The 21,636-nt window shown below is 41.8% G+C and carries 29 protein-coding genes; 1 reads left to right on the top strand and 28 read right to left on the bottom strand.

The genetic code is table 11. The features are described 5' to 3' along the window. Positions 1-42: 42 nt before the first annotated feature. The 27 genes from IQ13_RS19445 to rpsJ form a co-directional block, all read right to left on the bottom strand. A complete protein-coding gene (locus IQ13_RS19445) occupies positions 43-603 on the bottom strand; it encodes a PepSY-like domain-containing protein (protein WP_144888407.1) in 561 nt (186 codons plus the stop codon). Positions 604-651: 48 nt separating this feature from the next. After that, a complete protein-coding gene (locus IQ13_RS19440) occupies positions 652-1,941 on the bottom strand; it encodes an aminotransferase class V-fold PLP-dependent enzyme (protein ID WP_144888405.1) in 1,290 nt (429 codons plus the stop codon). A gap of 90 nt (positions 1,942-2,031) precedes the next feature. Then, entirely contained in the window at positions 2,032-3,270 is a 1,239-nt protein-coding gene (locus tag IQ13_RS19435; RefSeq protein WP_144888403.1) for a BaiN/RdsA family NAD(P)/FAD-dependent oxidoreductase, read from the bottom strand. Continuing rightward, complete coding sequence (locus tag IQ13_RS19430) at positions 3,270-4,805, bottom strand: M20/M25/M40 family metallo-hydrolase (RefSeq protein WP_199758316.1); 1,536 nt, start codon at positions 4,803-4,805, stop codon at positions 3,270-3,272. Before IQ13_RS19430 ends, IQ13_RS19435 begins: the two co-directional genes overlap by 1 nt. A gap of 45 nt (positions 4,806-4,850) precedes the next feature. Continuing rightward, positions 4,851-5,657 carry a type I methionyl aminopeptidase gene (gene map / locus IQ13_RS19425; protein ID WP_144888401.1) on the bottom strand — a complete coding sequence of 269 codons (807 nt, stop codon included), beginning with the start codon at positions 5,655-5,657 and terminating at the stop codon, positions 4,851-4,853. 62 nt (positions 5,658-5,719) lie between these two features. Next, a complete protein-coding gene (gene secY / locus IQ13_RS19420) occupies positions 5,720-7,060 on the bottom strand; it encodes a preprotein translocase subunit SecY (protein WP_144888399.1) in 1,341 nt (446 codons plus the stop codon). 76 nt (positions 7,061-7,136) lie between these two features. Continuing rightward, the gene (gene rplO / locus IQ13_RS19415; protein WP_144888397.1) at positions 7,137-7,586 is read right to left on the bottom strand and encodes a 50S ribosomal protein L15; all 450 of its coding nucleotides are present in this window, start codon (positions 7,584-7,586) and stop codon (positions 7,137-7,139) included. A 125-nt stretch (positions 7,587-7,711) separates the two neighbouring features. Continuing rightward, positions 7,712-7,894: a 50S ribosomal protein L30 gene (gene rpmD, locus IQ13_RS19410; RefSeq protein ID WP_144888395.1), complete on the bottom strand. Its 183-nt coding sequence runs from the start codon at positions 7,892-7,894 to the stop codon at positions 7,712-7,714. Between the two features lie 55 nt (positions 7,895-7,949). After that, a complete protein-coding gene (gene rpsE / locus IQ13_RS19405) occupies positions 7,950-8,468 on the bottom strand; it encodes a 30S ribosomal protein S5 (protein WP_144888393.1) in 519 nt (172 codons plus the stop codon). 28 nt (positions 8,469-8,496) lie between these two features. After that, positions 8,497-8,856: a 50S ribosomal protein L18 gene (gene rplR, locus IQ13_RS19400; protein WP_144888391.1), complete on the bottom strand. Its 360-nt coding sequence runs from the start codon at positions 8,854-8,856 to the stop codon at positions 8,497-8,499. Between the two features lie 53 nt (positions 8,857-8,909). Then, entirely contained in the window at positions 8,910-9,464 is a 555-nt protein-coding gene (gene rplF, locus IQ13_RS19395; protein WP_144888389.1) for a 50S ribosomal protein L6, read from the bottom strand. Between the two features lie 84 nt (positions 9,465-9,548). Further along, positions 9,549-9,947 carry a 30S ribosomal protein S8 gene (gene rpsH / locus IQ13_RS19390; RefSeq protein WP_144888387.1) on the bottom strand — a complete coding sequence of 133 codons (399 nt, stop codon included), beginning with the start codon at positions 9,945-9,947 and terminating at the stop codon, positions 9,549-9,551. A gap of 92 nt (positions 9,948-10,039) precedes the next feature. Then, on the bottom strand, positions 10,040-10,309 hold the full coding sequence (gene rpsN / locus IQ13_RS19385; RefSeq protein WP_144888385.1) for a 30S ribosomal protein S14: 270 nt from the start codon (positions 10,307-10,309) through the stop codon (positions 10,040-10,042). Positions 10,310-10,318: 9 nt separating this feature from the next. Next, a complete protein-coding gene (gene rplE, locus IQ13_RS19380) occupies positions 10,319-10,888 on the bottom strand; it encodes a 50S ribosomal protein L5 (protein WP_144888383.1) in 570 nt (189 codons plus the stop codon). 27 nt (positions 10,889-10,915) lie between these two features. Further along, positions 10,916-11,248 (bottom strand): 50S ribosomal protein L24, encoded by a 333-nt coding sequence (gene rplX / locus IQ13_RS19375; RefSeq protein WP_144888381.1) that lies wholly within the window; start codon positions 11,246-11,248, stop codon positions 10,916-10,918. A gap of 101 nt (positions 11,249-11,349) precedes the next feature. After that, a complete protein-coding gene (gene rplN / locus IQ13_RS19370) occupies positions 11,350-11,718 on the bottom strand; it encodes a 50S ribosomal protein L14 (protein ID WP_129132878.1) in 369 nt (122 codons plus the stop codon). Positions 11,719-11,817: 99 nt separating this feature from the next. Further along, positions 11,818-12,075 carry a 30S ribosomal protein S17 gene (gene rpsQ, locus IQ13_RS19365; RefSeq protein ID WP_144888380.1) on the bottom strand — a complete coding sequence of 86 codons (258 nt, stop codon included), beginning with the start codon at positions 12,073-12,075 and terminating at the stop codon, positions 11,818-11,820. Between the two features lie 52 nt (positions 12,076-12,127). After that, a complete protein-coding gene (gene rpmC / locus IQ13_RS19360) occupies positions 12,128-12,337 on the bottom strand; it encodes a 50S ribosomal protein L29 (RefSeq protein ID WP_144888378.1) in 210 nt (69 codons plus the stop codon). Positions 12,338-12,371: 34 nt separating this feature from the next. Continuing rightward, positions 12,372-12,791: a 50S ribosomal protein L16 gene (gene rplP / locus IQ13_RS19355; RefSeq protein WP_144888375.1), complete on the bottom strand. Its 420-nt coding sequence runs from the start codon at positions 12,789-12,791 to the stop codon at positions 12,372-12,374. A 71-nt stretch (positions 12,792-12,862) separates the two neighbouring features. Next, the gene (rpsC, locus tag IQ13_RS19350) at positions 12,863-13,633 is read right to left on the bottom strand and encodes a 30S ribosomal protein S3 (protein WP_144888373.1); all 771 of its coding nucleotides are present in this window, start codon (positions 13,631-13,633) and stop codon (positions 12,863-12,865) included. Between the two features lie 25 nt (positions 13,634-13,658). Next, the gene (rplV, locus tag IQ13_RS19345; protein ID WP_144888371.1) at positions 13,659-14,003 is read right to left on the bottom strand and encodes a 50S ribosomal protein L22; all 345 of its coding nucleotides are present in this window, start codon (positions 14,001-14,003) and stop codon (positions 13,659-13,661) included. Between the two features lie 39 nt (positions 14,004-14,042). Further along, positions 14,043-14,315 carry a 30S ribosomal protein S19 gene (gene rpsS, locus IQ13_RS19340; protein WP_129132884.1) on the bottom strand — a complete coding sequence of 91 codons (273 nt, stop codon included), beginning with the start codon at positions 14,313-14,315 and terminating at the stop codon, positions 14,043-14,045. A 32-nt stretch (positions 14,316-14,347) separates the two neighbouring features. Beyond that, positions 14,348-15,187 (bottom strand): 50S ribosomal protein L2, encoded by an 840-nt coding sequence (rplB, locus tag IQ13_RS19335; protein WP_144888369.1) that lies wholly within the window; start codon positions 15,185-15,187, stop codon positions 14,348-14,350. A gap of 61 nt (positions 15,188-15,248) precedes the next feature. Continuing rightward, a complete protein-coding gene (gene rplW / locus IQ13_RS19330; protein ID WP_144888368.1) occupies positions 15,249-15,548 on the bottom strand; it encodes a 50S ribosomal protein L23 in 300 nt (99 codons plus the stop codon). A gap of 32 nt (positions 15,549-15,580) precedes the next feature. Next, on the bottom strand, positions 15,581-16,213 hold the full coding sequence (rplD, locus tag IQ13_RS19325) for a 50S ribosomal protein L4 (protein WP_144888366.1): 633 nt from the start codon (positions 16,211-16,213) through the stop codon (positions 15,581-15,583). A gap of 22 nt (positions 16,214-16,235) precedes the next feature. Further along, complete coding sequence (gene rplC, locus IQ13_RS19320; RefSeq protein ID WP_144888364.1) at positions 16,236-16,853, bottom strand: 50S ribosomal protein L3; 618 nt, start codon at positions 16,851-16,853, stop codon at positions 16,236-16,238. Between the two features lie 281 nt (positions 16,854-17,134). After that, the gene (gene rpsJ / locus IQ13_RS19315) at positions 17,135-17,440 is read right to left on the bottom strand and encodes a 30S ribosomal protein S10 (protein ID WP_129132889.1); all 306 of its coding nucleotides are present in this window, start codon (positions 17,438-17,440) and stop codon (positions 17,135-17,137) included. A gap of 596 nt (positions 17,441-18,036) precedes the next feature. Between rpsJ and IQ13_RS19310 the strand changes: the two genes are divergently transcribed. Continuing rightward, positions 18,037-19,539, top strand: coding sequence for an Ig-like domain-containing protein (locus IQ13_RS19310; RefSeq protein ID WP_144888362.1), 1,503 nt, complete (start codon positions 18,037-18,039; stop codon positions 19,537-19,539). Between the two features lie 109 nt (positions 19,540-19,648). On the opposite strand, the gene IQ13_RS19305 is transcribed toward IQ13_RS19310, so the two are convergent. Next, positions 19,649-21,636: T9SS type A sorting domain-containing protein (locus IQ13_RS19305; protein WP_144888360.1), on the bottom strand; the 1,988-nt coding region annotated here is incomplete at its 5' end.

Below are 21,636 nucleotides of genomic sequence, written 5' to 3'. Positions count from 1 at the left end.
TCTGTAAATAAAAAGGCCATCATTTACGATGGCCTCAGCGTTTTATTGTTCAGAAACCAGCTTACCGGTTTCATCCAGCAGTAATGTTCGTTTCTTACCTGCTTCTTCAACAATGATCTGGAACAGATTCGGATTTTTGGGCTTTTCGATTTTGATAATATCCTTCGGATTTTGTTTTGGATAACGACGGAGTATTTCGTCAAGTACTGGTCGTGGTGCCTGTTCTCTGGTCATGGGCGTACGGGTATCTACACGGTCGCCATTGCTGTGGTAAGTAGCAGTTGAGCGCCACACACCGTTACCAAATACAACTGTCCAGTCGCCTCTGTTTTTTGTCCACGTAGCATTGGCAGCATTGGGATATTCTGCAGCAAACGAACTTTTTACTTTTGTTGGAAGATTGACACGTGTTTTGGTATTGCCGGTTTGCTTACCATCTGCATCTTGCTTATTACCGTTGTCGGCATCATTATCGGTTTGCTTTTTTACTTTTTCTGTAGCCGGTTTACCTTTTTCTTTGGCTTTCGATTTTTCTTTACCTGCCTGCGCAAAAACTGCAACAGAAGAAAAGATAAACAATGCAGCAATCAATAGCTTTTTCATATGCTTTGTTTTAGTTAAAGTTACAAACAGCAAAACAAATAAGAGGAATTAACCAACAGCAATTGTGCGGATAGCATTTACCAACCTGTCGAGATCTTTGATGGAGGTGTATACATGCGGTGTTATCCTTACACCGTGTACATTTTCCCAATCGATCGCTACAGTATGAATTTTATGCTTTTTATGCAGCGTATCCATTAATGCAAATGGCTTTATTCCTTCAATGGCAATATTAGAAATGGCACAATAACCCGCTTTGTATTTTGGCTGAAGAAATGAAACCTGTTTCAGATCGCTTACTTTATTGTTCCAGTAATCGGTTAAATACCGAAGTCGTTCTTCTTTTCGTTTCGAACCAATGACATTGTGAAAATCTACTGCATTACCAATAGCCATTTCGCTGGCAAACGATCTTGTACCGAGCGATTCGAATTTGCGGATATCAGTACCATCAGGCTCGTTATTGCTGAGTAATGCCCAAATATTTTTGATCTTCTCTTTTTTAATCCATAACAACCCGCTGCCAAATGGAGCACACAACCATTTATGTAAAGAGCTGGCAAAATAATCGCATCCAAGATCAGGAATATTAAAATCTATATGTGCAAATGTATGGGCACCATCGCCAATTACTTCGATGCCACGTTTATGTGCTTCATCCGCAATTTTTCGGATGGGCAGAATTTGTCCCGTCCAGTTAATGAGATGTGTTACATGTACAATTTTTGTTCGTGAGGTAAATGCATTGACATACTGCTGCACAATTGCATCTTCATTTTCAATAGGCAATTCCAGGTTCAGCCAAATCAATTTAATGCCGTCACGTTTTTCACGTTGCTTCCATGCGTTGATCATGTTCGGATAATCCTGCTTTGTCAATACAACCTCATCACCTGCTTTTAAATTCAAACCAAAGATCACCGTATTCAATCCTTCTGTTGCATTGCGGTTAATGGCTATTTCTTCTGCATCGCAGCCGGCAAGATCTGCCAGTTTACCTCTCAATGCTTCACGGCCATCGTCGAGTATACGCCACATGTAATACGAAGGTCCTTCGTTGGCATACTGATAAAAACGGATGTGTGCATCCTGTACTACTTTCGGTTGCGGACTAACCCCGCCGTTGTTGAGGTTTAATAAATTGGGCGATACAGTATATTGTTCTTTTACCCAACCCCAGAAATCTTCATCGGCTACCGCATCTGCATCATTCATTGCACGAAACTGCGCATACCGGGATTCCGCTTCGTTTGCAAATGCTTTATTGGTAAATGGTAAAAAAGTGAATGCACCTGTTGCTGCAGTAAGCTGCTGTATAAAATTTCGTCTCGATGACATCGCAGTTGGGTTTAATTAAAGGTACTTATTTAAACAAACTGTGTTTTACAAAAAAACTGAGCGAGTATTCTAACTATATAACTGTGTTGCTTACAGCTGAGCAATTGTTTTGGCAGCGATAAATCCACTGGTCCATGCGTGTTGAAAATTAAAGCCACCGGTGATGCCATCCACATCCAGTATTTCGCCTGCAAAGAAAAGATTGGGATGCAGTTTACTCTGCATCGTATTCGCATCAACCTGTTTCAAGTCTACACCGCCTGCAGTAACAAACTCTTCTTTAAAGGTGGTTTTACCTTTTACGTGGAATGGATGATTACACAAAAGCTGAATCAACTTATTCTGTTCTTTCGATGGAAGATCGGCCCAACGTCCTTCGTCTTTAATGCCTGCCTCCTGCAACAGGAATGCCCACAAACGGTTGGGCAAATGAAACAGATTGTTATTCACTATTTTTTGTGAACCATTCGTATTGCGAATGAGCTGGAGCTCTTCTTTTACGTCCTGCTCTTTTGCATCATTGAGCCAGTTAACGTTGATCGTAAAATCATAGTTCCGTTCCTGCAATTCTCTCGCACCCCAAGCTGAAAGTTTTAATACACATGGTCCGCTCATGCCCCAATGTGTAATGAGTAATGGCCCGGTATTTTTCAATTTCGTTGATTGAATTTTTATCGTGGCTTCAGGCACAACCACTCCCATCAGTTGTGTGATCGGATGTTGCGGAATATTAAACGTAAACAGTGATGGAACAGGCGGCACAATCGTATGCCCTGTTCCTTTTAACCAATCGAATTGCTGCAGTTTAGGGAAACCACCACTGGCAATACAAACATAATCGGCAGTAATACTGTCACTGTTGTTTAGTTCAACTTTCCACTTCTCATTTTCCACTTCCAGTTTTTTCACTTCCCTGTTCAGTAATAATTCTACTTTATACTTATTTACTTCACGCAGTAAACAATCAATAATCGTTTGCGAAGAATCAGTAACCGGGAACATTCTTCCATCGGCTTCTGCTTTCAGCTTTACGCCTCTTTCTTCAAACCACGCAATGGTATCCTTTGTAAAGAATTGATGAAACGCTTTGCGAACAAAATGCTCGCCACGTGGATAGCGCTTACTCAACTCCTGTACATCAAAACAGGCATGCGTAACATTGCAGCGGCCACCGCCACTTACTTTTACTTTCGATAATACCTTGCTTGATTTTTCAAGAATAATCACACGCAGTAACGGATTCATTCTTGCAGCATTGACGGCACAGAAAAAACCGGCAGCACCTCCACCGATTACCAATAATGTTTGTTGATGTGTTGCAGCACTCATTACTTCATCATCATTAAAGCAGCCATTGTTTCAATACCATTCCACAAATTCAGCAAACGGATATTTTCATTTTCTGCATGTTGATTGTTATCGTGATTGGCAATAGGAACAGAGATTGTTTTTGCTTTGAGATATTGTTCAAATAAAAATAACGGCAGACTGCCACCAGCTGTCGGCAGTAAAACAATTTGTTCTGTTGTTGTTGATTGTACTGCCGCAATTACTTTTTTTGCAATCGGCAGATCCATCGCTGTTTTCTGTGCATTATAACCACTGCTCAATTCTACTTTCGCAATTTTATCGTACTTGTTCCTTTCTTCTTCAGTAGGTGTTGCTGTTGTAACATAATAGCCCTGGCTTTTGATATGTTCAACAACACGCTGTTGTTGCCTTTTCCAATCGTTACCCGCAACAAGGCGCAGATCCAGAACAGCTGTTGCAGTTGTAGGTATTACATTGCTGGCATTCTTCCCTACATTGGCACTGTTCATTCCATTAATGTTGAGCGATGGTAAACCAATTGACTGTGCAAGATTGTAATCCGTCATTTCCCGTTTACGAAAGCCCAGTTCGTTTTTCATTTGTTCATCTACGGGTGGCACTGCTGCAAGTGCTTTCTTTTCCATTTCACTCAACGGAATTACATCGGCATAAAAATCTTTAATTGTAACCCTTCCGTTTTTATCTTTCATTGATGCTAATAATTGAACCAGCATCATTGCCGGATTAGGTGCCCAGTTGCCGTAATGACCACTATGCAGCGGGCGCTTAGAACCATACACAGTTAGATCAACATGCGCATCGCCTCTTACGCCAAACACCACTTGCTTTTTACCCGATTGATGAACAGGTCCATCACAAATCAACCACAGATCGCTTTGCAATAAACTTTTGTACTGCTGCAAAATTTCATGCAGAAAATCAGATCCCTTTTCTTCTTCACCTTCAAAAAAGAACTTCAGGTTTACGGTTGGCTTCATACCACTTTTAACGATGGCATCGTAAGCATTTAAAATAGCCATTACTCCTGCTTTATCATCGCTTGCACTTCTGCCATATATTCTCCACTGAGGATCAAATGCTTTATCAGTAGTTGGAAAATCAATCATGCTTCCGTTTTGCTCCAGCGAATTAGTCAGCAACTTTGGTTCAAACGGCGAAAGACCTTTTGCCCATTGTGCCGCATTCACCGGTTGCCCGTCGTAGTGCGCATAAAAGATAATGGTTTGTGTAGCACCGGGTGTATTTACTTCGCCATAAACAGCAGGTACATTTCTATTGGATGCGGGAGTAAGTAATTGAACATTGGCAATTCCCCGCTTCTTCATTGCATCCATAATGAATGTTGCATTTTTATAAATGCCCACAGAATCGCCAACAATGTTCGGTAACTTCAAAAAAGAAACAAACTCGTTAATGATGGCATGCTCATTTGCCTGGCGGTATTGCCTGATCTTTAAAACATCAGGGCTTTGTGCCAATAAAAAATGAGTGCTGCAAACCACAACACTCATCAATATTAATTTTCGCATCATACAGTTGTATTGTTTCTGTAAGTTAAATATTTACTTCAACGTGCATCAATAATACGTTGCATCCAAGTTTGCATTTGCTTTCTCTGCAGCTTCAATAGATGCAAAGGATGAAAGAATATCTGCCTTACCTTTCTTAATACAAACATCATGTTCGTAATGTGCCGATGGTAATCCATCTGCAGTGCGGATTGTCCAGCCATCTTCATCATGATAAATATCTTTCTTGCCTAAGTTGATCATTGGCTCAATAGCTATCACTGTTCCTTCTTTCAGCTTAGTTCCTGTTCCCCGTTTTCCATAGTTAGGCACCTGTGGATCTTCATGCAGGTTACGTCCTAATCCATGCCCTACCAGTTCACGCACCACACCATAGCCATGTTGCTTTTCTGTATAATCCTGTATCGCAAAAGAAATATCACCAACACGATTGCCGTGTACAGCCTTTTCAATGCCCTTGTACAACGATTCTTTGGTTACACGCAGCAGTTTCTTTACTTCATCAGTTGTTGTACCAATGATGAATGTGTAAGCACTATCGCCATGATAACCATTCATAAAAGCACCCACATCAACAGAAACAATATCACCATCCTTCAATACATTGTTTGTAGGAAAACCATGCACCACTGCATCGTTTACCGATATACAGGTAGCAAAAGGATACGTTCCCTGGTAATTTTTAAACGATGGCACAGCGCCATTGTCACGGATAAACTGTTCAATACGTGCATCAACCTGCATTGTTGTAACGCCGGGCTTCAGCATTTTTGCTGCTTCGGCTAATGCATCGCCAACCAGCAATGCACTTTTGCGGATCAATTCTATTTCTAAAGGTGAACGGTAATGAATCATAAAATCAGTTGTATTAAAAAACCCCGGCTTTTTGGCCAGGGTTTCTATGTAAATGTGTTCAATTAAATAGCAGATGAAGATACGGTCTGGCGTCCCTGGATCTTTCCTCCTTTCATGAGGCCATCGTATTGTCTCATCAACAAATGTGTTTCAATTTGCTGTAAGGTATCGAGGATTACACCTACCATGATTAACAATGAAGTCCCACCGAAGAAAGTAGAGAAACCGCTTGATACACCTAAGTTCTTAGCAATACCCGGTAAAATACCAACGATTGCAAGAAACACCGCACCGGGTAAAGTAATACGATCCATGATGTGACCAATATAATCAGCTGTAGGCTGACCAGGCTGAACACCCGGAATAAAACCATTGTTCTGCTTCAGGTTATCTGCAATCTGTTTAGGATTGAAGATTAACGCTGTATACAGGAATGTAAACCCAATTACGAGAATTGAATACACTACCATGTACCAGATGTTACCATGATCGCTCAATGTGGCTGCAATACCTTTTGTTGCATTGAAACCGGTAAGCAAGGTTGGTAAGAACATGATTGCCTGTGCAAAGATGATTGGCATTACACCCGCACTGTTTACCTTAATTGGTAAGAACTGGCGTGCACCACCAAACTGGCGGTTGCCAACAATCTGCTTCGCATAGTTGATAGCGATTTTGCGTACACCTTGTACAAGAATGATGAGTCCCATTACGATTGCAATAAGGATCGCAATTTCAATTGTGAACTTCAATAAACCACCACCGGCACTACCGCTCTTTGCAGTAAATTCTGCTGCAATAGATGCGGGGAAACGTGCAAGGATACCGATCATGATGATGAGTGAAGTACCGTTGCCCAAACCTTTATCGGTAATACGCTCGCCTAACCACATTACAAACAATGTACCTGCAGTTAATACGATGGTAGTTGATAACCAGAAGAAACTTGTGAACGAAGGAATGATAGCTGCACCTGCAATTTCAGGACTCTTCAGGTAAGTTACATAAGCACTCGCCTGGAAGATGGTAACAATTACAGTGAGGTAACGTGTCCATTGATTGATTTTTTTACGACCACTCTCTCCTTCCTTCTGCATTTTCTGCAGTTGCGGAACAAGAATGCTCATCAGCTGCATAAAGATTGATGCAGAGATATAAGGCATAATACCTAATGCAAAAATAGAAGCGCTTGAAAAGGCACCACCGGCAAATGAATCGAAGATACCGAGGATACCTTCCTTTGCTTTAGAGTTTAATTGTTCTAATCCATTGGGGTCAACACCTGGCAATACAATATGAGAACCCACACGGTATACCAAAAGCAACAAAAGAGTGTACACAATTTTACTGCGTAACTCTTCGATGCTCCAGATATTCTTTAGGGTTTGAATGAGTTTTTTCACTGGAAAAAATCTTTTTAAAAATTTGCTGAAAAGAAAAAAGACGCATTTTCATGCGTCGGGCAAATATCGGGAAAAATTACTTTACAATTTCAACGGTACCGCCTGCTGCTTCAATTGCCGATTTGGCTTTTTCGCTCAGTGCATTTACCTTGAAAGTAAGTTTGCTTTTAAGCTCACCATTTGCAAGAATTTTCACTTTATCTGTACGGTTGGTAAGACCATTAATGTACAGGCTTTCGAGAGAAAATTCAGTGAGGCTATATTTTTCAGCAAGTTGTTCAATTTGTCCGAGGTTGAACACACGGTATTCAACACGATCCGGATTTTTGAAACCACGTTTTGGTACACGACGCTGAATTGGCATCTGACCACCTTCGTGAGCTATTTTACGCTTAAAGCTCGCATGGCTCTGCGCACCTTTGTTACCTCTTGTTGATGTACCACCTTTACCAGATGCTTCACCACGACCTAAACGTTTTTCCTTGTGTGTAGAACCTTCAGCAGGTTTTAAATTGTGCAGTTTCATTTGTAAATGATTTTGAACTTTCGGGGAATCACCCCTCGCATTTGTTAATTGATAATTCTGAAATTAATAATTGATAATGCTAACCGATCTTCTCAAATTATCCATTAACCAATTATCAATTATTCTTAAGCTACTTCTTCAACCTTCAACAGGTGATTCACTTTCTGAATCATACCAAGAACCTGAGGAGTACCTTCTACTTCTTTGCTTGAGTTTGTTTTGTTCAAACCAAGTGCTTTCAGCGTTAACTTCTGACGCTCTGGTCTGTCAATTGGACTCTTTACTAAAGTGATTTTTAATTTTTTCATATCTCCGTCTTTTTAAACTGTCGACTGCCGGCTGACGACTGACGACTGTATTCAATTACCCGTTAAATACTTTCTTTAATCCGAGGTTACGCACTTTCGATACAGAGATCGGCTCACGTAATAACGCCAATGCTTTGAACGTTGCTTTTACCACGTTGTGCGGGTTAGCAGAACCAAGTGATTTTGCTAATACGTCGGTAACACCAGCGCTTTCCAATACTGCACGCATGCTACCACCGGCAATTACACCAGTACCATGTGCAGCAGGCTTAATGAGTACTTTTGCAGCACCTTCTTTCGCCAGCTGATCGTGAGGAATAGTACCTTTCATTACAGGAACTTTGATGAGATTTTTCTTCGCATCTTCGATTCCTTTAGAAATAGCTTCCTGTACTTCTTTGGCTTTACCTAAACCATGACCTACAACACCATTTTCGTTACCCACTACAACCAGTGCAGAGAAACTGAAGGCACGGCCACCTTTGGTTGTTTTTACAACACGGTTAATGGCAACTACTTTTTCTTTCAGTTCCAGGTCACCTGCTTTTACTTTGTTTGTAATTACTTTCGACATTTATCTGTTATTAAATGTTTACGATTGATTAGAAATTTAAACCGGCTTCACGTGCGCCATCAGCAACCGCTTTCACACGGCCATGGTATAAGTTACCACCACGGTCAAATACAACAGTTGTTAAACCCAACTCAGTTGCTTTGCGTGCTATTGCAGCACCTACCAGTTTACTTTTCTCAATTTTGGTTACTTTCTGTGCCAGAATATCCTTGTCTCTTGAAGATGCAGAAGCAATTGTTACACCTGTAACATCATCAATCAACTGAACATAAATATCAGAGTTACTGCGGAACACGCTTAAACGTGGCTTTGCAGATGTACCTGCTACTTTCTTGCGAATTGAGTAGCGGATCTTTTGCCTTCTGACTAATTTGTTATCTGTTTTCATCTTTCTTTATTTAGTTCTTCCGATGCTGCCGGAAGACGAATTTGAAAATTTTATTACTTACCAGCTGCTTTACCTGCCTTACGACGGATGTACTCACCAACGTATTTAACACCTTTTCCTTTGTATGGCTCAGGCTTACGCAAGCTGCGGATTTTTGCTGCAACAGCACCTAACAATTGCTTATCAATACCTGTAAGTGTAATTGTTGGGTTTTGACCTTTCTCCTGTGCAGTAGCAACTTTTAATTCGTTAGGCACTTCAACAACAATGTTATGTGAATAACCTAAAGAAAGATCGAGGAGGTTACCCTGGTTTGCAGCTTTATAACCCACACCCACCAGTTCAAGTTTCTTTTCGAAACCATCAGTAACACCTTTTACCATGTTGGCAACGAGTGCACGGTATAAACCATGCATTGCACGATGACGACCTTGATCTGTAGGGCGACCGAAAGTAACTTCACCATCTTTTACTTCTACGATGATATCACGATCAACTGCTTCTGTCAATTCACCTTTTGGTCCTTTCACAGTAACCACGTTGTCTTTACCAACTGTAACAGTAACACCCTGAGGAACTGCTACCGGTTTTTTACCTATACGAGACATAGTATCTTAGTTTTATATTTTGAGTTTGTTGCTAACCGGTCAGCTTAGTATAGTCTCAGCTTAATGTATCAGCAACGGTTAAGATTAATAAATGTAGCAAAGTACTTCGCCACCAACATTGTTTGCTTTCGCCTGCTTATCAGTCATAACACCTTTTGATGTGCTGATGATAGCGATACCCAAACCATTCTTCACACGACGGAACTCTTCTGGCTTAGCATATTGACGAAGACCCGGACGGCTCACACGCTCCAAAGACTGGATAGCCGGAACACGTGTTTGTGGATCGTACTTCAAAGCGATTTTGATAACGCCTTGTTTGCTGTCGTCTTCAAATTTGTATTTAAGAATATAACCTTGATCGTACAAGATTTCGGTAATACGTTTTTTCAGGTTGGAAGCAGGAATTTCTACAATACGGTGTCCTGCCATTTGGGCATTTCTAACACGGGTAAGGAAATCTGCAATAGGATCTGTAACCATTGTATTTGTAATTGAATGATTTTTTTGAAATATTGTTTACTTGTTGTGCATCATATTCAATACCTGCACAACTGCTGTTTTGCAGCCCGGTATTACCAGCTTGCTTTCTTTACACCTGGAATTTTACCGTTCAGCGCCATGTCACGGAAGATAACACGGGAAATACCGAAGTAACGCATGTAACCTTTCGGACGTCCGGTGAGTTGGCAACGATTTTTCAAACGTACAGGCGATGCATTCTTTGGTAATTGATCCAAAGCAGCATAATCACCAGCAGCTTTCAATGCAGCACGCTTTTCAGCATACTGAGCTACCATTCTTTCTCTTTTGTTTTGACGGGCTGTTACTGATTTTTTAGCCATAACTTATGATTAGTCTTTTTTAGCATTTTTAAAAGGCATACCCAGTTCTTTCAGCAACTCATACGCTTCTTCGTTAGTTGTAGCGGTAGTTACGAAAGTGATATCCAGACCAGTGATTTTGTTCACCTTATCGATATCAATTTCAGGGAAGATGATCTGCTCGGTAACACCCATAGTGTAGTTACCACGACCATCGAACGATTTATCGTTGATACCTTTAAAGTCACGTACACGAGGTAAAGAAGCAGAAATCAATCTGTCTAAAAATTCGTACATGTTTACACCACGCAATGTAACACGTGCGCCAATTGGCATGTTCTTACGCAACTTAAAGTTTGAAATGTCTTTCTTAGACATTGTTGCAACTGCTTTCTGACCTGTAATGGTAGTCAATTCATCAATTGCAATATCAACCAGTTTCTTATCATTCACCGCACCGTTCACGCCACGGTTCAGGCAGATTTTTTCCAGCTTGGGAACCTGCATGATGCTTTTGTAACCAAAACGTTTCATTAAAGCAGGTACTACTTCGCTTTTGTACTTGCTTGCCAAACGGGGTGTATATTTTACAGTACTCATTTTCTTAATGTTTTAACCTTCGTTCAATTATTTTACAGGCTGACCTGATTTTTTTGAAACCCTTACCAGCTTACCGTTTTCACGTGTACGCTTTACTTTAGTGGCTTGCTTGCCATCCCACAACATCACGTTAGAAATGTGGATAGGTGCTTCTTTCTTTACAATACCACCTTTTGTATTTTGAGCACTCGGCTTTGTGTGCTTGGTTACGATGTTTACACCTTCAACCAATACACGTGCATCATCCGGAAATACTTCCAGAACCGTACGAGGCTTCTTTACATCTTTATCATCACCGGCAATTACAACTACTGTATCGCCTTTTTTGATGCTAAACTTGGGTTTAAATCTGTTACTCATTTTTTTATGCTTTGAGCTTTGAGCTACTAGCCTTGCTAATAACCCGGCTGATTAATTTCTTTATTTCGTGGCTGAAAGCTTTCAGCTATCAGCTCTTGGCTTTAAAGTACTTCCGGTGCTAATGAAATAATTTTCATGTAACCCTTATCACGGAGCTCTCTTGCTACCGGCCCGAAGATACGTGTACCACGTGGCTCGTCTGAAGCGTTGAGGATTACTACCGCATTGTCATCGAAACGGATGTAAGAACCATCCTTACGACGCAATTTGTTTTTAGTACGCACAATTACAGCTTTTGCTACAGTACCTTTTTTGATACCGCCGCCTGGTAATGCATCTTTTACAGTTACCACAATCTTATCGCCAATCTTTGCATAGTCCTGGCCGCTGTTTCCCAATACTTTGATGCAAAGCACTTCTTTTGCACCGCTGTTATCGGCTACGTTTAATCTGCTTTCTTGCTGAATCATTTTCTTAAACTTTTAACTCGGGTTATTAACACTGAGTATTTAAAAAATCTGGTTGTGTGCAGAGGCTTGCGGCTGCGTACCGGAAGCATGCGTAGAATATTACTTCGCTTTTTCTACTACTTCTACCAGTCTCCAACGCTTTGTTTTGCTCAGAGGACGGCTTTCCATAATACGTACAGTATCACCTACACCGCACTCGTTCTTTTCATCGTGTGCGTGGAACTTAGTCGTTTTCTTAACGAACTTTCCATAGATAGGGTGCTTTACTTTACGTTCAACAGCTACGGTAATGGTTTTATCCATTTTGCTGCTGGTTACAACACCTGTCTTCGTTTTGCGCAAATTTCTTTCTAACATTTTTTGCTATTTTTCAGTTGATGACGAAAAGCGTCACAGTTATTCAAATGGATTAAATACCCAGTTGCTTTTTTCTTAACTCTGTTTTTAAACGGGCTATATCACGGCGAAGGCCACGGATGCTCACGGGATTCTCCAGCGGAGAAATAGCGTGTGCAAATTCCAGCTTCTTCAAACGCAGCTCATCTTCTTTGATGCGTGCAGCCAGATCTGTAACGTTCAGCTCTTTTATGCTCTTTAAAAAATCAGTTGTCTTTGCCATGTTAATCAGTTTATTCAGTTCTTCAACTTGTTAATTACGCAACCAGGTCTCTGCGTACAATGAATTTTGTTTTGATGGGGAGCTTTTGTGCTGCCAGTTCCATCGCAGCTTTTGCTACTGTTTCAGGAACACCATCAGCTTCAAACAAAATACGTCCTGGCTCGATAATAGCAGCCCAACCTTCTGGGTTACCTTTACCTTTACCCATACGTACCTCTGCAGGCTTGCGGGTTACTACTTTATCGGGGAACACACGGATCCACACATTACCTTCACGCTTCATGGCACGTGTCATTGCCTGACGGGCACTTTCAATCTGGCGGTTGGTTAACCATACTGGCTCCAACGCTTTCAGTGCGTAAGAACCAAATGAAATGCTGGTACCACGCTTAGCCACAGCACGGATGCGTCCTTTCTGTGATTTTCTGTGTTTTGTTCTTTTCGGCTGTAACATTGCTTTATATGTTTCTTGTTACTGTTTGTTGTTTGCTTCGTACTTCTTACTTCGTAATTGGTACTTGATTATTATCCTTTACGGCTGTCTCTACGCTGGCCGCCACCACCACCACGACGGTCATCTCTTCTGTCTCCACCACCACGGCGATCATCTTTTCTGTCGCTCACGTCGCTCTTACCACCAACGAAGTTGGGGTTCAAATCACGCTTGGTTAAAACTTCACCTTTACAAATCCATACTTTGATACCGATTTTACCGTAAACAGTTAATGCATACAGGTTTGCATAATCGATATCCATACGGAATGTATGCAGAGGAGTACGTCCTTGTTTAATTTCTTCAGTACGTGCAATTTCAGCACCACCCAAACGACCGCTTACTTTTACTTTGATACCTTCAGCACCCATACGTAATGCAGAAGCAATCGCCATCTTTACAGCACGCTTGTAATTGATACGGTTTTCAATCTGGCGGGCGATAGTATCTGCAACGATGGTTGCATCTACTTCCGGACGACGGATTTCGAGGATGTTGATTTGTACATCATCCTTACCAGTCAATTTCTTCAACTCTTCTTTAATACGATCTACTTCGCCACCACCTTTACCGATGATGATACCAGGCTTAGAAGTGTGAATAGTTACAATCAATTTATTGAGTGTACGCTCAATCACAATTTTAGCGATACCACCTTTATTGATACGGGCATTGAGATAGGTTCTGATCTTGTTGTCTTCGATCAATTTACCGGCAAAGTCTTTTTTGCTACCATACCAGTTACTCTCCCATCCGCGGATGATCCCTAACCTGTTACCAATTGGATTTGCTTTCTGACCCATAGAATGGTTTATAAAATTTTATCAATTAATTTTTTGTGTCTACGATAATGGTTACGTGATTGCTGCGCTTTCTTACACGGTAAGCACGGCCCTGTGGTGCAGGACGCAAACGCTTAATCATACGTGCACCATCAACATAAATTGTTTTCACAACCAATGATGCATCAGCTGCACTTTGACCATTGTTCTTTTGTTCCCAATTGCTGATAGCACTTTTTAAAAGTTTACCAAGCGGAGTGGCAGAGTGTTGAGGATGAAAATCCAATAAAGCCAATGCCTTTTCAACATCCATTCCACGGATCTCATCAGCCAGCAAACGCATTCTGCGGGGCGATGTGGGATAATTTCTGAGTTTTGCTACTGCTTCCATTTCTTTTATTTTAAGGTTAAGACCATTGGCCTTTTACCATTAACCTACTTTTTTGCTTGAGTGTCCTTTAAAGTTTCTTGTAGGAGCAAATTCACCAAGTTTATGACCTACCATAAATTCTGTTACGTAAACAGGGATAAATTTATTTCCGTTGTGCACTGCAAAAGTGTGACCTACAAAATCAGGAGTGATTGTTGAACGACGACTCCAGGTTTTAATTACACCTCTTTTTGTTTTGCCTTCGTTAATAGCGAGCACCTTTGTTTCGAGGTGAGCTGCTACATAAGGACCTTTTTTAATCGAACGAGCCATGATTTATTTTAGTTTTCGATTTGCTGATTGAATTACTTAGCCAGTTTTTTACCATCCTTACGTTGGATGATGAGCTTGTTAGAACCCTTATGCTTAGAGCGTGTTTTTTCACCTTTTGCATATTTACCGGTTCTGCTGCGTGGGTGACCACCGCTACTACGGCCTTCACCACCACCCATCGGGTGATCTACAGGGTTCATCGCTACACCACGGTTGCGAGGACGAATACCTTTCCAACGGTTAACACCCGCTTTACCGGCTGTTTCAAGGCTGTGATCGCTGTTTGATACTACACCCACTGTTGCATAACAGTTAATGAGTACTTTACGCAATTCACCACTTGGCATTTTCAATACAGCGTATTTCTCTTCTTTGTTGGTTAACTGTGCACTTGTACCTGCACTGCGTACCAACTTACCACCTTGACCAGGCTGCATTTCAATGTTGTGAATCATAGTACCCAAAGGCATGTTCTTCATTTGAAGAGCATTACCCAGTTCAGGTGCTACTGCATCACCTGCTACTACTGTGGCACCAACCTGTAAACCGTTTGGAGCAAGGATGTAGCGCTTTTCACCATCAACGTAGTTCAGCAATGCGATGAATGCTGTACGGTTTGGATCGTATTCAATAGATGCTACTTTAGCAGGAACATCTTTTTTACTGCGTTTGAAATCAATTACACGGTATTTCTTTTTGTTACCGCCGCCGATGTAACGCATTGCACGACGACCTTGTGCGTTACGACCACCTGTGGCTTTTACTGATTCAAGCAAAGACTTTTCAGGAGTATCTGTAGTAATCTCGGCATACGCATTCCCGATTCTCCATCTGGTACCTGCGGTTACCGGTTTGTATTTCTTTAATGCCATTTTAAAAAACTTTTATTGTTCAACTTTTGCGGTAGTTGATCTACCATTCTTTGTTTCAGAATTATACTGTACCGTACAGGTCAATTGTTTCGCCTTCGGCAACAGTTACATAAGCTTTCTTGTAAGCCGGTTTGCTACCCTGGATATAACCTGCTTTGGTCATACGGTTCTTCGCTTTACGAGGAGCCACCATGGTGTGCACATCAGCCACTTTCACATTGTAGAATTCTTCTACAGCTTTTTTGATCTCGAGCTTGTTAGCTTTACGACCAACACGGAAAGCGTATGTGTTTTTCTTTTCTGTTAAACGATTGCTTTTTTCAGAAACAATCGGCTTTATTAAAATTTCACTCTGTCTCATCTGGACGTTGTTTATTCAGTTCAATGATTCAATTAAGCTGCAGCTTCTTCTTCAGAAAAAACTTTAGCAGCACTTTCAGTTAATACGAGTACATCGCTGTTGATGAGGTCGTATGTATTTACATCGGCCAGTAAAGAACCAACTACAGAAGGAACGTTACGGAGGCTGAGGTAAAGGTTATCGTTGTAATCAGGAATAACCACCAGTGCTTTTTTGTTACCGATATTGAGGTTGTTCAACACACTCACAAATTCTTTGGTTTTTGGAGTTTCGAAGTTGATATCTTCAACAACAACGATAGCGTTTTCTTTTGCTTTGTAAGAGAGAGCACTCATTTTAGCGAGGTCTTTTACTTTACGGTTCAATTTAAAATCGTAACCGTGTGGCTTAGGTCCGAATACAGTACCACCACCTTTGTATAATGGGTTACGGATATTACCCTTACGTGAACCACCCGTACCTTTCTGGCGGTGAAGCTTACGGCTTGCACCTTTTACTTCAGCACGTGTCTTTACTTTATGAGTACCCTGGCGTTGTGCAGCCTGGTATTGCTTAACAGCAAGGTAAATAACGTGGTCATTAGGTTCGATACCGAAGATTTCTTCCGGTAATTCGATCGTACGACCTGTTGCCTTTCCTGCTTTATTTAAAACTTCAACTTGCATGACTTCTTAAATTAGTTTGTGATTACTTCTGGATGTATACGATTGAACCGTTATGACCCGGTACAGAACCGCTCACAAGGATGTAATTCTTTTCAGGGAAAATTTTCAGGACTTTCAATCCTTTTACTTTCACTCTTTCTGCACCCATACGGCCAGCCATACGCATACCTTTCATTACACGTGAAGCATCAGAAGAGTTACCGAGTGAACCTGGGGCACGCTGACGATCGTGTTGACCGTGTGTTGCATCACCCACACCGCTAAAGCCGTGGCGTTTAACAACACCCTGGAAACCTTTACCTTTTGTGGTACCAACTACATCAACTTTTTCGCCTTCTGCGAAAATTTCTGCAGTTACAGTTTCACCAATATTTTTTTCGAGAGAATAGTTGCGGAATTCTTTTACGAATTTCTTAGGAGAAGTGTTTGCTTTTGCGAAGTGATTCTTTTCAGCAGAAGTAGTGTTCTTTTCTTTCTTTTCGCCAAAAGCTAATTGAAGTGCGGTGTAACCATCAACTTCTTGTGTTTTAACCTGCGTAACAACACAGGGACCAGCTTCAATGATGGTGCAGCTTTGTTGCTTACCATCGGGACTGAAGATGCTGGTCATGCCGATCTTTTTACCAATAATACCTTTCATTTTTTTTACAGTTTATGCCCTGTAAGGTTGTTGAGACATAACGCCGGCGAGCGTCATTCAATCCCCGTTTACCATCGACCTTTTCCTTTTTTCCACTTCGGATCGGAAGTACCGATGGTAAACTAACCACGAAGGGCTAGTTTATATGTGTTTCCGGTTTTATCCGGAAATATTTTTTATTCAGAGCTCTTTTTTCGCTTCCACCGCAGCGGAATGATTGAGAGATGAAACAGAATTCTATTTTAAGAACTTACACGAGTTGTCCGCCGGGCGGACATTCATCATGCTTTGATTTCTACGTCAACACCACTTGGCAAATCGAGCTTGCTCAGTGCATCAACTGTACGGCTGCTGCTGGTGTAGATATCCAGCAAACGCTTGTGCGTGCACAATTGGAATTGCTCACGGCTCTTTTTGTTTACGTGCGGTGAACGTAACACAGTAAAGATTCTTTTACGAGTAGGTAAAGGAATAGGACCTGTTACTACTGCACCTGTACTACGAACCGTTTTCACGATTTTTTCTGCAGATTTATCGACCAGATTGTGGTCGTATGATTGCAATTTAATTCTGATACGTTGAGCCATAAGATCTGTCCCAAATTTTCAATTGGGAGCGCAAAGGTAGGGTTTCAAATATTCCCTGCAAAAAGTTTGAGGAAGTTTTTTTGCAAAATTCAGCAATAATGGCCCATTTTCTTTAAAAAGTTCCGGGCAAGGGCTTTTCGGCACAAGCTCCATCTCCCCAAAATGGCATCGAGATCTAAAAATACAAGCTCCTGCAGCCGAACATGTCTCCCTTAGCGCTTGCTCTATTATAATAAATAGGAGCGCCTTGTTTAGCCGGGCCGCAAAAATAGAGAAGAACAATTAGTAAAAGCCCTCTCCGCCCCTTAAATACAATTCGTTTTTCTACGACAAAAACGACGTAGTTTGTCCTAGGGCATAAACTTGTGCAGAAAATGAAGGTTCTCTACCTTTACATTCAGAATCGATAGCCCAATATCCGAACCCCAAGAAGAACCATTCTCCACTGGCTCAATTTCAGTTTTACAGCAATTTATTGGTTGATGCAGTTTTGAAAGCTGCGGCGTTTCTGATGGCTATCCCCGAAGAGGCGCAACGAACACCCGGGTAATACCCAAAAAGGAGAATCTTAATTTCAATATCCAAAAAATCCGTAAATGAAAAATTTAATCCGACCCAATTCCCTGGCATCCCTATTCCTGTTCTCGGCTGTTTTAATTTCCTGTTCGAAAGAGAAATCTGCTCAACAGGCACCAGAAGAGCCAGCTGTTTTTCAGGTTCGTACCGGTGGGGCGATCGACGATGATTCTGCCCTCCAGGCGAAAGTTCCCATGATCGTTTCTTCAGGATTCCTGAAAAATGGAAATATTTCAACTACCGCAGCCTATCCGGGTATTTCAGGAAAAGGTCGCAGAGATGCTATTGCACCTGTAGTGAGTATTAAAACTCCCGAAAACGGCGCTACAGTAAGCGGCGCAGTAAGCGTAACGGTTTCGGCTACAGATAACATCGGTGTTTCTGCAGTTGCTTTAAGTGTTGACGGAACAGCTGTAAGCAACAGCACCAGCTCACCATTTACCAATACCTGGAACTCTGCAACGGTAAGTAACGGACTTCATACTTTAACTGTTACAGCCAGAGATGCTGCAGGTAACAAAACATCAGCTTCTGTTCAGGTAACCGTAAGCAACCAAACTGTGGGTGATATTACAGCCCCGGTTGTAAACATTTCATCACCCGGCGATGGTACTTCGTACGATGCAAACACAACGATTTCAATAAACAGTTCCGGTTCTGACAATGTGGGCATTACCGCTCTCAGTCTCAGTATTGATGGTACTGTTGTTGCGGCATCCTCCACTTCCTCAATCGGATATTCGTGGAATACCGGTACCGTGGCAAGCGGCGTACACAAGATTACTGCCACTGCAAAAGATGCCGCTGGCAACCAATCATCAAAAACGGTTTCTGTTACTATTAACACAGTAGTTATAGAGCCTACGCCCGTTTCAGGCTTACGTTTAACAATGCCGCCGGTTTTAAACCAGGGCAGCGAGGGATCCTGTGTGGCATTTGCAGTAGGTTATGCAACCCGTTCTGCCGAGCAATTTTACAGAACCGGGGCTTCAAGCTATAGCAACAGCAGCAACATATTCAGCCCCGAGTTTCTGTACAACCAGATCAAATTCAGTACCGATTGTGGTTCTGGTTCAGCTATGCAAACAGCACTCGATTTTCTGAAACTAAATGGCATTTGCACCTATCAGTCTATGCCGTACAGCAGTACCAACGGCTGCTCTTTGCTTCCATCAGCTACACAAAGTGCCGAAGCTGCTAATTTCAAGATCAGCAGCTATGTAAAAATGTATTGTACTGATCGTGCCGCTATACAATCGATGATTGCACAAAAGCATCCAGTGATCATTAATGTAATTGCAGATAATTCGTTTATTGCAGCACAACCGGGCTTTATCTGGAAAACCTATTCCGGCTCTGGTTCACTGGCACATTGTATTGTTATCTGCGGTTACGATGATGCTAAAAATGCGTACCTGGTAATGAACTCATGGGGAACAGGTTGGGGCGATGCCGGTTACAGCTGGATCGACTATGATTTCTTCCTCACAAGAACAGGTACCTATTGCTATGCAATCAATTAAAACAGCAACGATATAAATTAACAAACCCCGGTAGCTTACCGGGGTTTTCTTTTACAAAAAAGGCTGCCCTTTCGGGCAGCCTTATCAGTCGGTTTTTCTTCGCTGATTTTTATCTGGTACTCATTACTTTACCGGTAACCTGTTTGCCGTTTATGGTGAAACGATAAACCAAGGTTCCTGCAGCAATTGCTCCCGGTCTGAATTCTACCACCTGCGATCTTCCCGCAGTGAGGTAGCCTTCAAAAACAGTTTGCAATTTCTGTCCGAAGATGCTGTAAACTTCGAGCGATGCTTTACCTGAAACAGGAGTTGCAATCACGAAATTCACTTTATCCACGAATGGATTTGGATAAGCTGCAACCGTAAGCTTAGTAATTGGCTCAGCTGTAACAGTTGGCGTTGTTACCAGACCTAAACCACCAAGATTTACTTTTGTTGATGGAACTGAACATGGTTTTACATCCCAACCAATAAAGATTCTGCATTCGTCGAATCCTTCGTTGATGGATGAAACTGCCTGGTTAATATCAGACAAGCTTGCGCCGCCTTCTGTACCTTTTGTTCCATCTGCATTACCCAACGCATCATTTGCTAGTTGGTATAAGCCACCTACAGTAAGTGCATAGCCTTTGTTATTGAGTGCATTAATAACGCTTTGAGGAATGGACTTGTAAGTGTACTCATTTACAACTACCAGTTGCCCCAGTTCGTTGTAATAACAGCTGCGTTGTTTTGGTATAGTTGAACCACAACCACCTTCGCCCGCTGCTGTTGCAAATGTGCCAGCCTGCAGTACAAAGTTTGTTAAGCCGGAACTTACACGCATATTCAATCCAAGGGTGATTGTTTGTGACAAGAGCACGTTATTAATCCTTCCCTGTTTTGTAATATAAGTTGTTGCGGTGTTTGTACCAGGAGTCCAGCAAGATGACAGACTTGGCACATTGTCAACCACGCAATTTCCACTTAACAGTTCTCTTGCACCACCACCGCCCGGCATTGACTTGTTCAGCAATGCTGCTGCAGTTGCAGTTGCAGGGATCGTTACGGTATTACTACCACTTCCAATAACCAATGGATTAGCTGAACCGCCAACGCCAAGCATAGCCTTGATCATATCCAGCACTGTTGGATAAGTAATTGCAGGGCCTCTGCCGTTTACGCCATCACCATCGCATGCAGGACTGGTGTTACCATACTTACCTTGTGTGTATGTACAATAACCACCACAAGGTGTAACTGTAACATCGTATTTACATTCTGTTGGACTTAAGTCTGTGTTTGCATAAGTTACAGTCAGTGTTAATGTAAAGTTCTGGCCACCTGCTGTTACAGTTACGGACTGGCCGTTATCTGCACCAACTATGGTTGCGCCGTTATTTACTGTCCACTTCCATGTTTCATTGGCACCTGGAGCTCTTCCTGCTTTATATGTATTGGTTGAACCGTTACATACTTCTGAAGTCGGAACTTCCGGACAACTGCCTGTCGTACTTACATTAACAGAACAATTGGATGTAGTTACACAACCTGTAATAGTATTTGTAACAGTTACAGTAAAGCTTACGGTTTGTCCAGCATCAAGTACGCCTGCTGTATAAACAGGGTTCTTGATGTTGCTGAAGTTGAACGAACCTGCACCATCCTCTGTCCATGAATAGGTATAATGCGTAGGATCTGTATCTGCATTACCACTTAAATCAACATCGAGCTGTGAACTGTGCGCTGCTGATTTGATATCAATTAATGAAGGTGTTGCGCTACATACAGCAACCGGCAAAGCATTTACTGTCACAGTTGCCTTATCTGAATTAATACAGCCATTCTCATTGGTGTAGGTATAAGTTACTTCATACATACCCGCAGCAAGATTAGACGCATTGAACAGACCTGAAGCACTAACGTTTGCTCCACTCCATGTTCCACCTGCAGGGCTTGCAGTAAGTTGCTTACTTGATCCTGTACAAACAGATGCGTCATTTGCTGTAACAATAACCCGATCTGGAATCGTAATCGTTACTTCTTTGGTATCTGTACAACCATTTGCATCAGTTGCAACGATGGTGTACTTACCGGATGAAGCTGCACTGTATGGTG

The organism is Lacibacter cauensis (assembly GCF_007830055.1).
Classification (GTDB): Bacteria; Bacteroidota; Bacteroidia; order Chitinophagales; family Chitinophagaceae; genus Lacibacter; species Lacibacter cauensis.
Note: the sequence above shows the minus strand (reverse complement) of the source record. Positions and strands in the feature narration are given on the sequence as shown.

What these genes read in the sequence shown, in the direction of transcription:
- IQ13_RS19445 (WP_144888407.1), bottom strand. Translation starts at nt 603, where the DNA reads ATGAAAAAGCTATTGATTGCTGCATTGTTTATCTTTTCTTCTGTTGCA.
- IQ13_RS19440 (WP_144888405.1), bottom strand. Translation starts at nt 1,941, where the DNA reads ATGTCATCGAGACGAAATTTTATACAGCAGCTTACTGCAGCAACAGGT.
- IQ13_RS19435 (WP_144888403.1), bottom strand. Translation starts at nt 3,270, where the DNA reads ATGAGTGCTGCAACACATCAACAAACATTATTGGTAATCGGTGGAGGT.
- IQ13_RS19430 (WP_199758316.1), bottom strand. Translation starts at nt 4,805, where the DNA reads ATGATGCGAAAATTAATATTGATGAGTGTTGTGGTTTGCAGCACTCAT.
- map (WP_144888401.1), bottom strand. Translation starts at nt 5,657, where the DNA reads ATGATTCATTACCGTTCACCTTTAGAAATAGAATTGATCCGCAAAAGT.
- rplO (WP_144888397.1), bottom strand. Translation starts at nt 7,586, where the DNA reads ATGAAACTGCACAATTTAAAACCTGCTGAAGGTTCTACACACAAGGAA.
- rpmD (WP_144888395.1), bottom strand. Translation starts at nt 7,894, where the DNA reads ATGAAAAAATTAAAAATCACTTTAGTAAAGAGTCCAATTGACAGACCA.
- rpsE (WP_144888393.1), bottom strand. Translation starts at nt 8,468, where the DNA reads ATGTCGAAAGTAATTACAAACAAAGTAAAAGCAGGTGACCTGGAACTG.
- rplR (WP_144888391.1), bottom strand. Translation starts at nt 8,856, where the DNA reads ATGAAAACAGATAACAAATTAGTCAGAAGGCAAAAGATCCGCTACTCA.
- rplF (WP_144888389.1), bottom strand. Translation starts at nt 9,464, where the DNA reads ATGTCTCGTATAGGTAAAAAACCGGTAGCAGTTCCTCAGGGTGTTACT.
- rpsH (WP_144888387.1), bottom strand. Translation starts at nt 9,947, where the DNA reads ATGGTTACAGATCCTATTGCAGATTTCCTTACCCGTGTTAGAAATGCC.
- rpsN (WP_144888385.1), bottom strand. Translation starts at nt 10,309, where the DNA reads ATGGCTAAAAAATCAGTAACAGCCCGTCAAAACAAAAGAGAAAGAATG.
- rplE (WP_144888383.1), bottom strand. Translation starts at nt 10,888, where the DNA reads ATGAGTACTGTAAAATATACACCCCGTTTGGCAAGCAAGTACAAAAGC.
- rplX (WP_144888381.1), bottom strand. Translation starts at nt 11,248, where the DNA reads ATGAGTAACAGATTTAAACCCAAGTTTAGCATCAAAAAAGGCGATACA.
- rplN (WP_129132878.1), bottom strand. Translation starts at nt 11,718, where the DNA reads ATGATTCAGCAAGAAAGCAGATTAAACGTAGCCGATAACAGCGGTGCA.
- rpsQ (WP_144888380.1), bottom strand. Translation starts at nt 12,075, where the DNA reads ATGTTAGAAAGAAATTTGCGCAAAACGAAGACAGGTGTTGTAACCAGC.
- rpmC (WP_144888378.1), bottom strand. Translation starts at nt 12,337, where the DNA reads ATGGCAAAGACAACTGATTTTTTAAAGAGCATAAAAGAGCTGAACGTT.
- rplP (WP_144888375.1), bottom strand. Translation starts at nt 12,791, where the DNA reads ATGTTACAGCCGAAAAGAACAAAACACAGAAAATCACAGAAAGGACGC.
- rpsC (WP_144888373.1), bottom strand. Translation starts at nt 13,633, where the DNA reads ATGGGTCAGAAAGCAAATCCAATTGGTAACAGGTTAGGGATCATCCGC.
- rplV (WP_144888371.1), bottom strand. Translation starts at nt 14,003, where the DNA reads ATGGAAGCAGTAGCAAAACTCAGAAATTATCCCACATCGCCCCGCAGA.
- rpsS (WP_129132884.1), bottom strand. Translation starts at nt 14,315, where the DNA reads ATGGCTCGTTCGATTAAAAAAGGTCCTTATGTAGCAGCTCACCTCGAA.
- rplB (WP_144888369.1), bottom strand. Translation starts at nt 15,187, where the DNA reads ATGGCATTAAAGAAATACAAACCGGTAACCGCAGGTACCAGATGGAGA.
- rplW (WP_144888368.1), bottom strand. Translation starts at nt 15,548, where the DNA reads ATGAGACAGAGTGAAATTTTAATAAAGCCGATTGTTTCTGAAAAAAGC.
- rplD (WP_144888366.1), bottom strand. Translation starts at nt 16,213, where the DNA reads ATGCAAGTTGAAGTTTTAAATAAAGCAGGAAAGGCAACAGGTCGTACG.
- rplC (WP_144888364.1), bottom strand. Translation starts at nt 16,853, where the DNA reads ATGAAAGGTATTATTGGTAAAAAGATCGGCATGACCAGCATCTTCAGT.
- rpsJ (WP_129132889.1), bottom strand. Translation starts at nt 17,440, where the DNA reads ATGGCTCAACGTATCAGAATTAAATTGCAATCATACGACCACAATCTG.
- IQ13_RS19310 (WP_144888362.1), top strand. Translation starts at nt 18,037, where the DNA reads ATGAAAAATTTAATCCGACCCAATTCCCTGGCATCCCTATTCCTGTTC.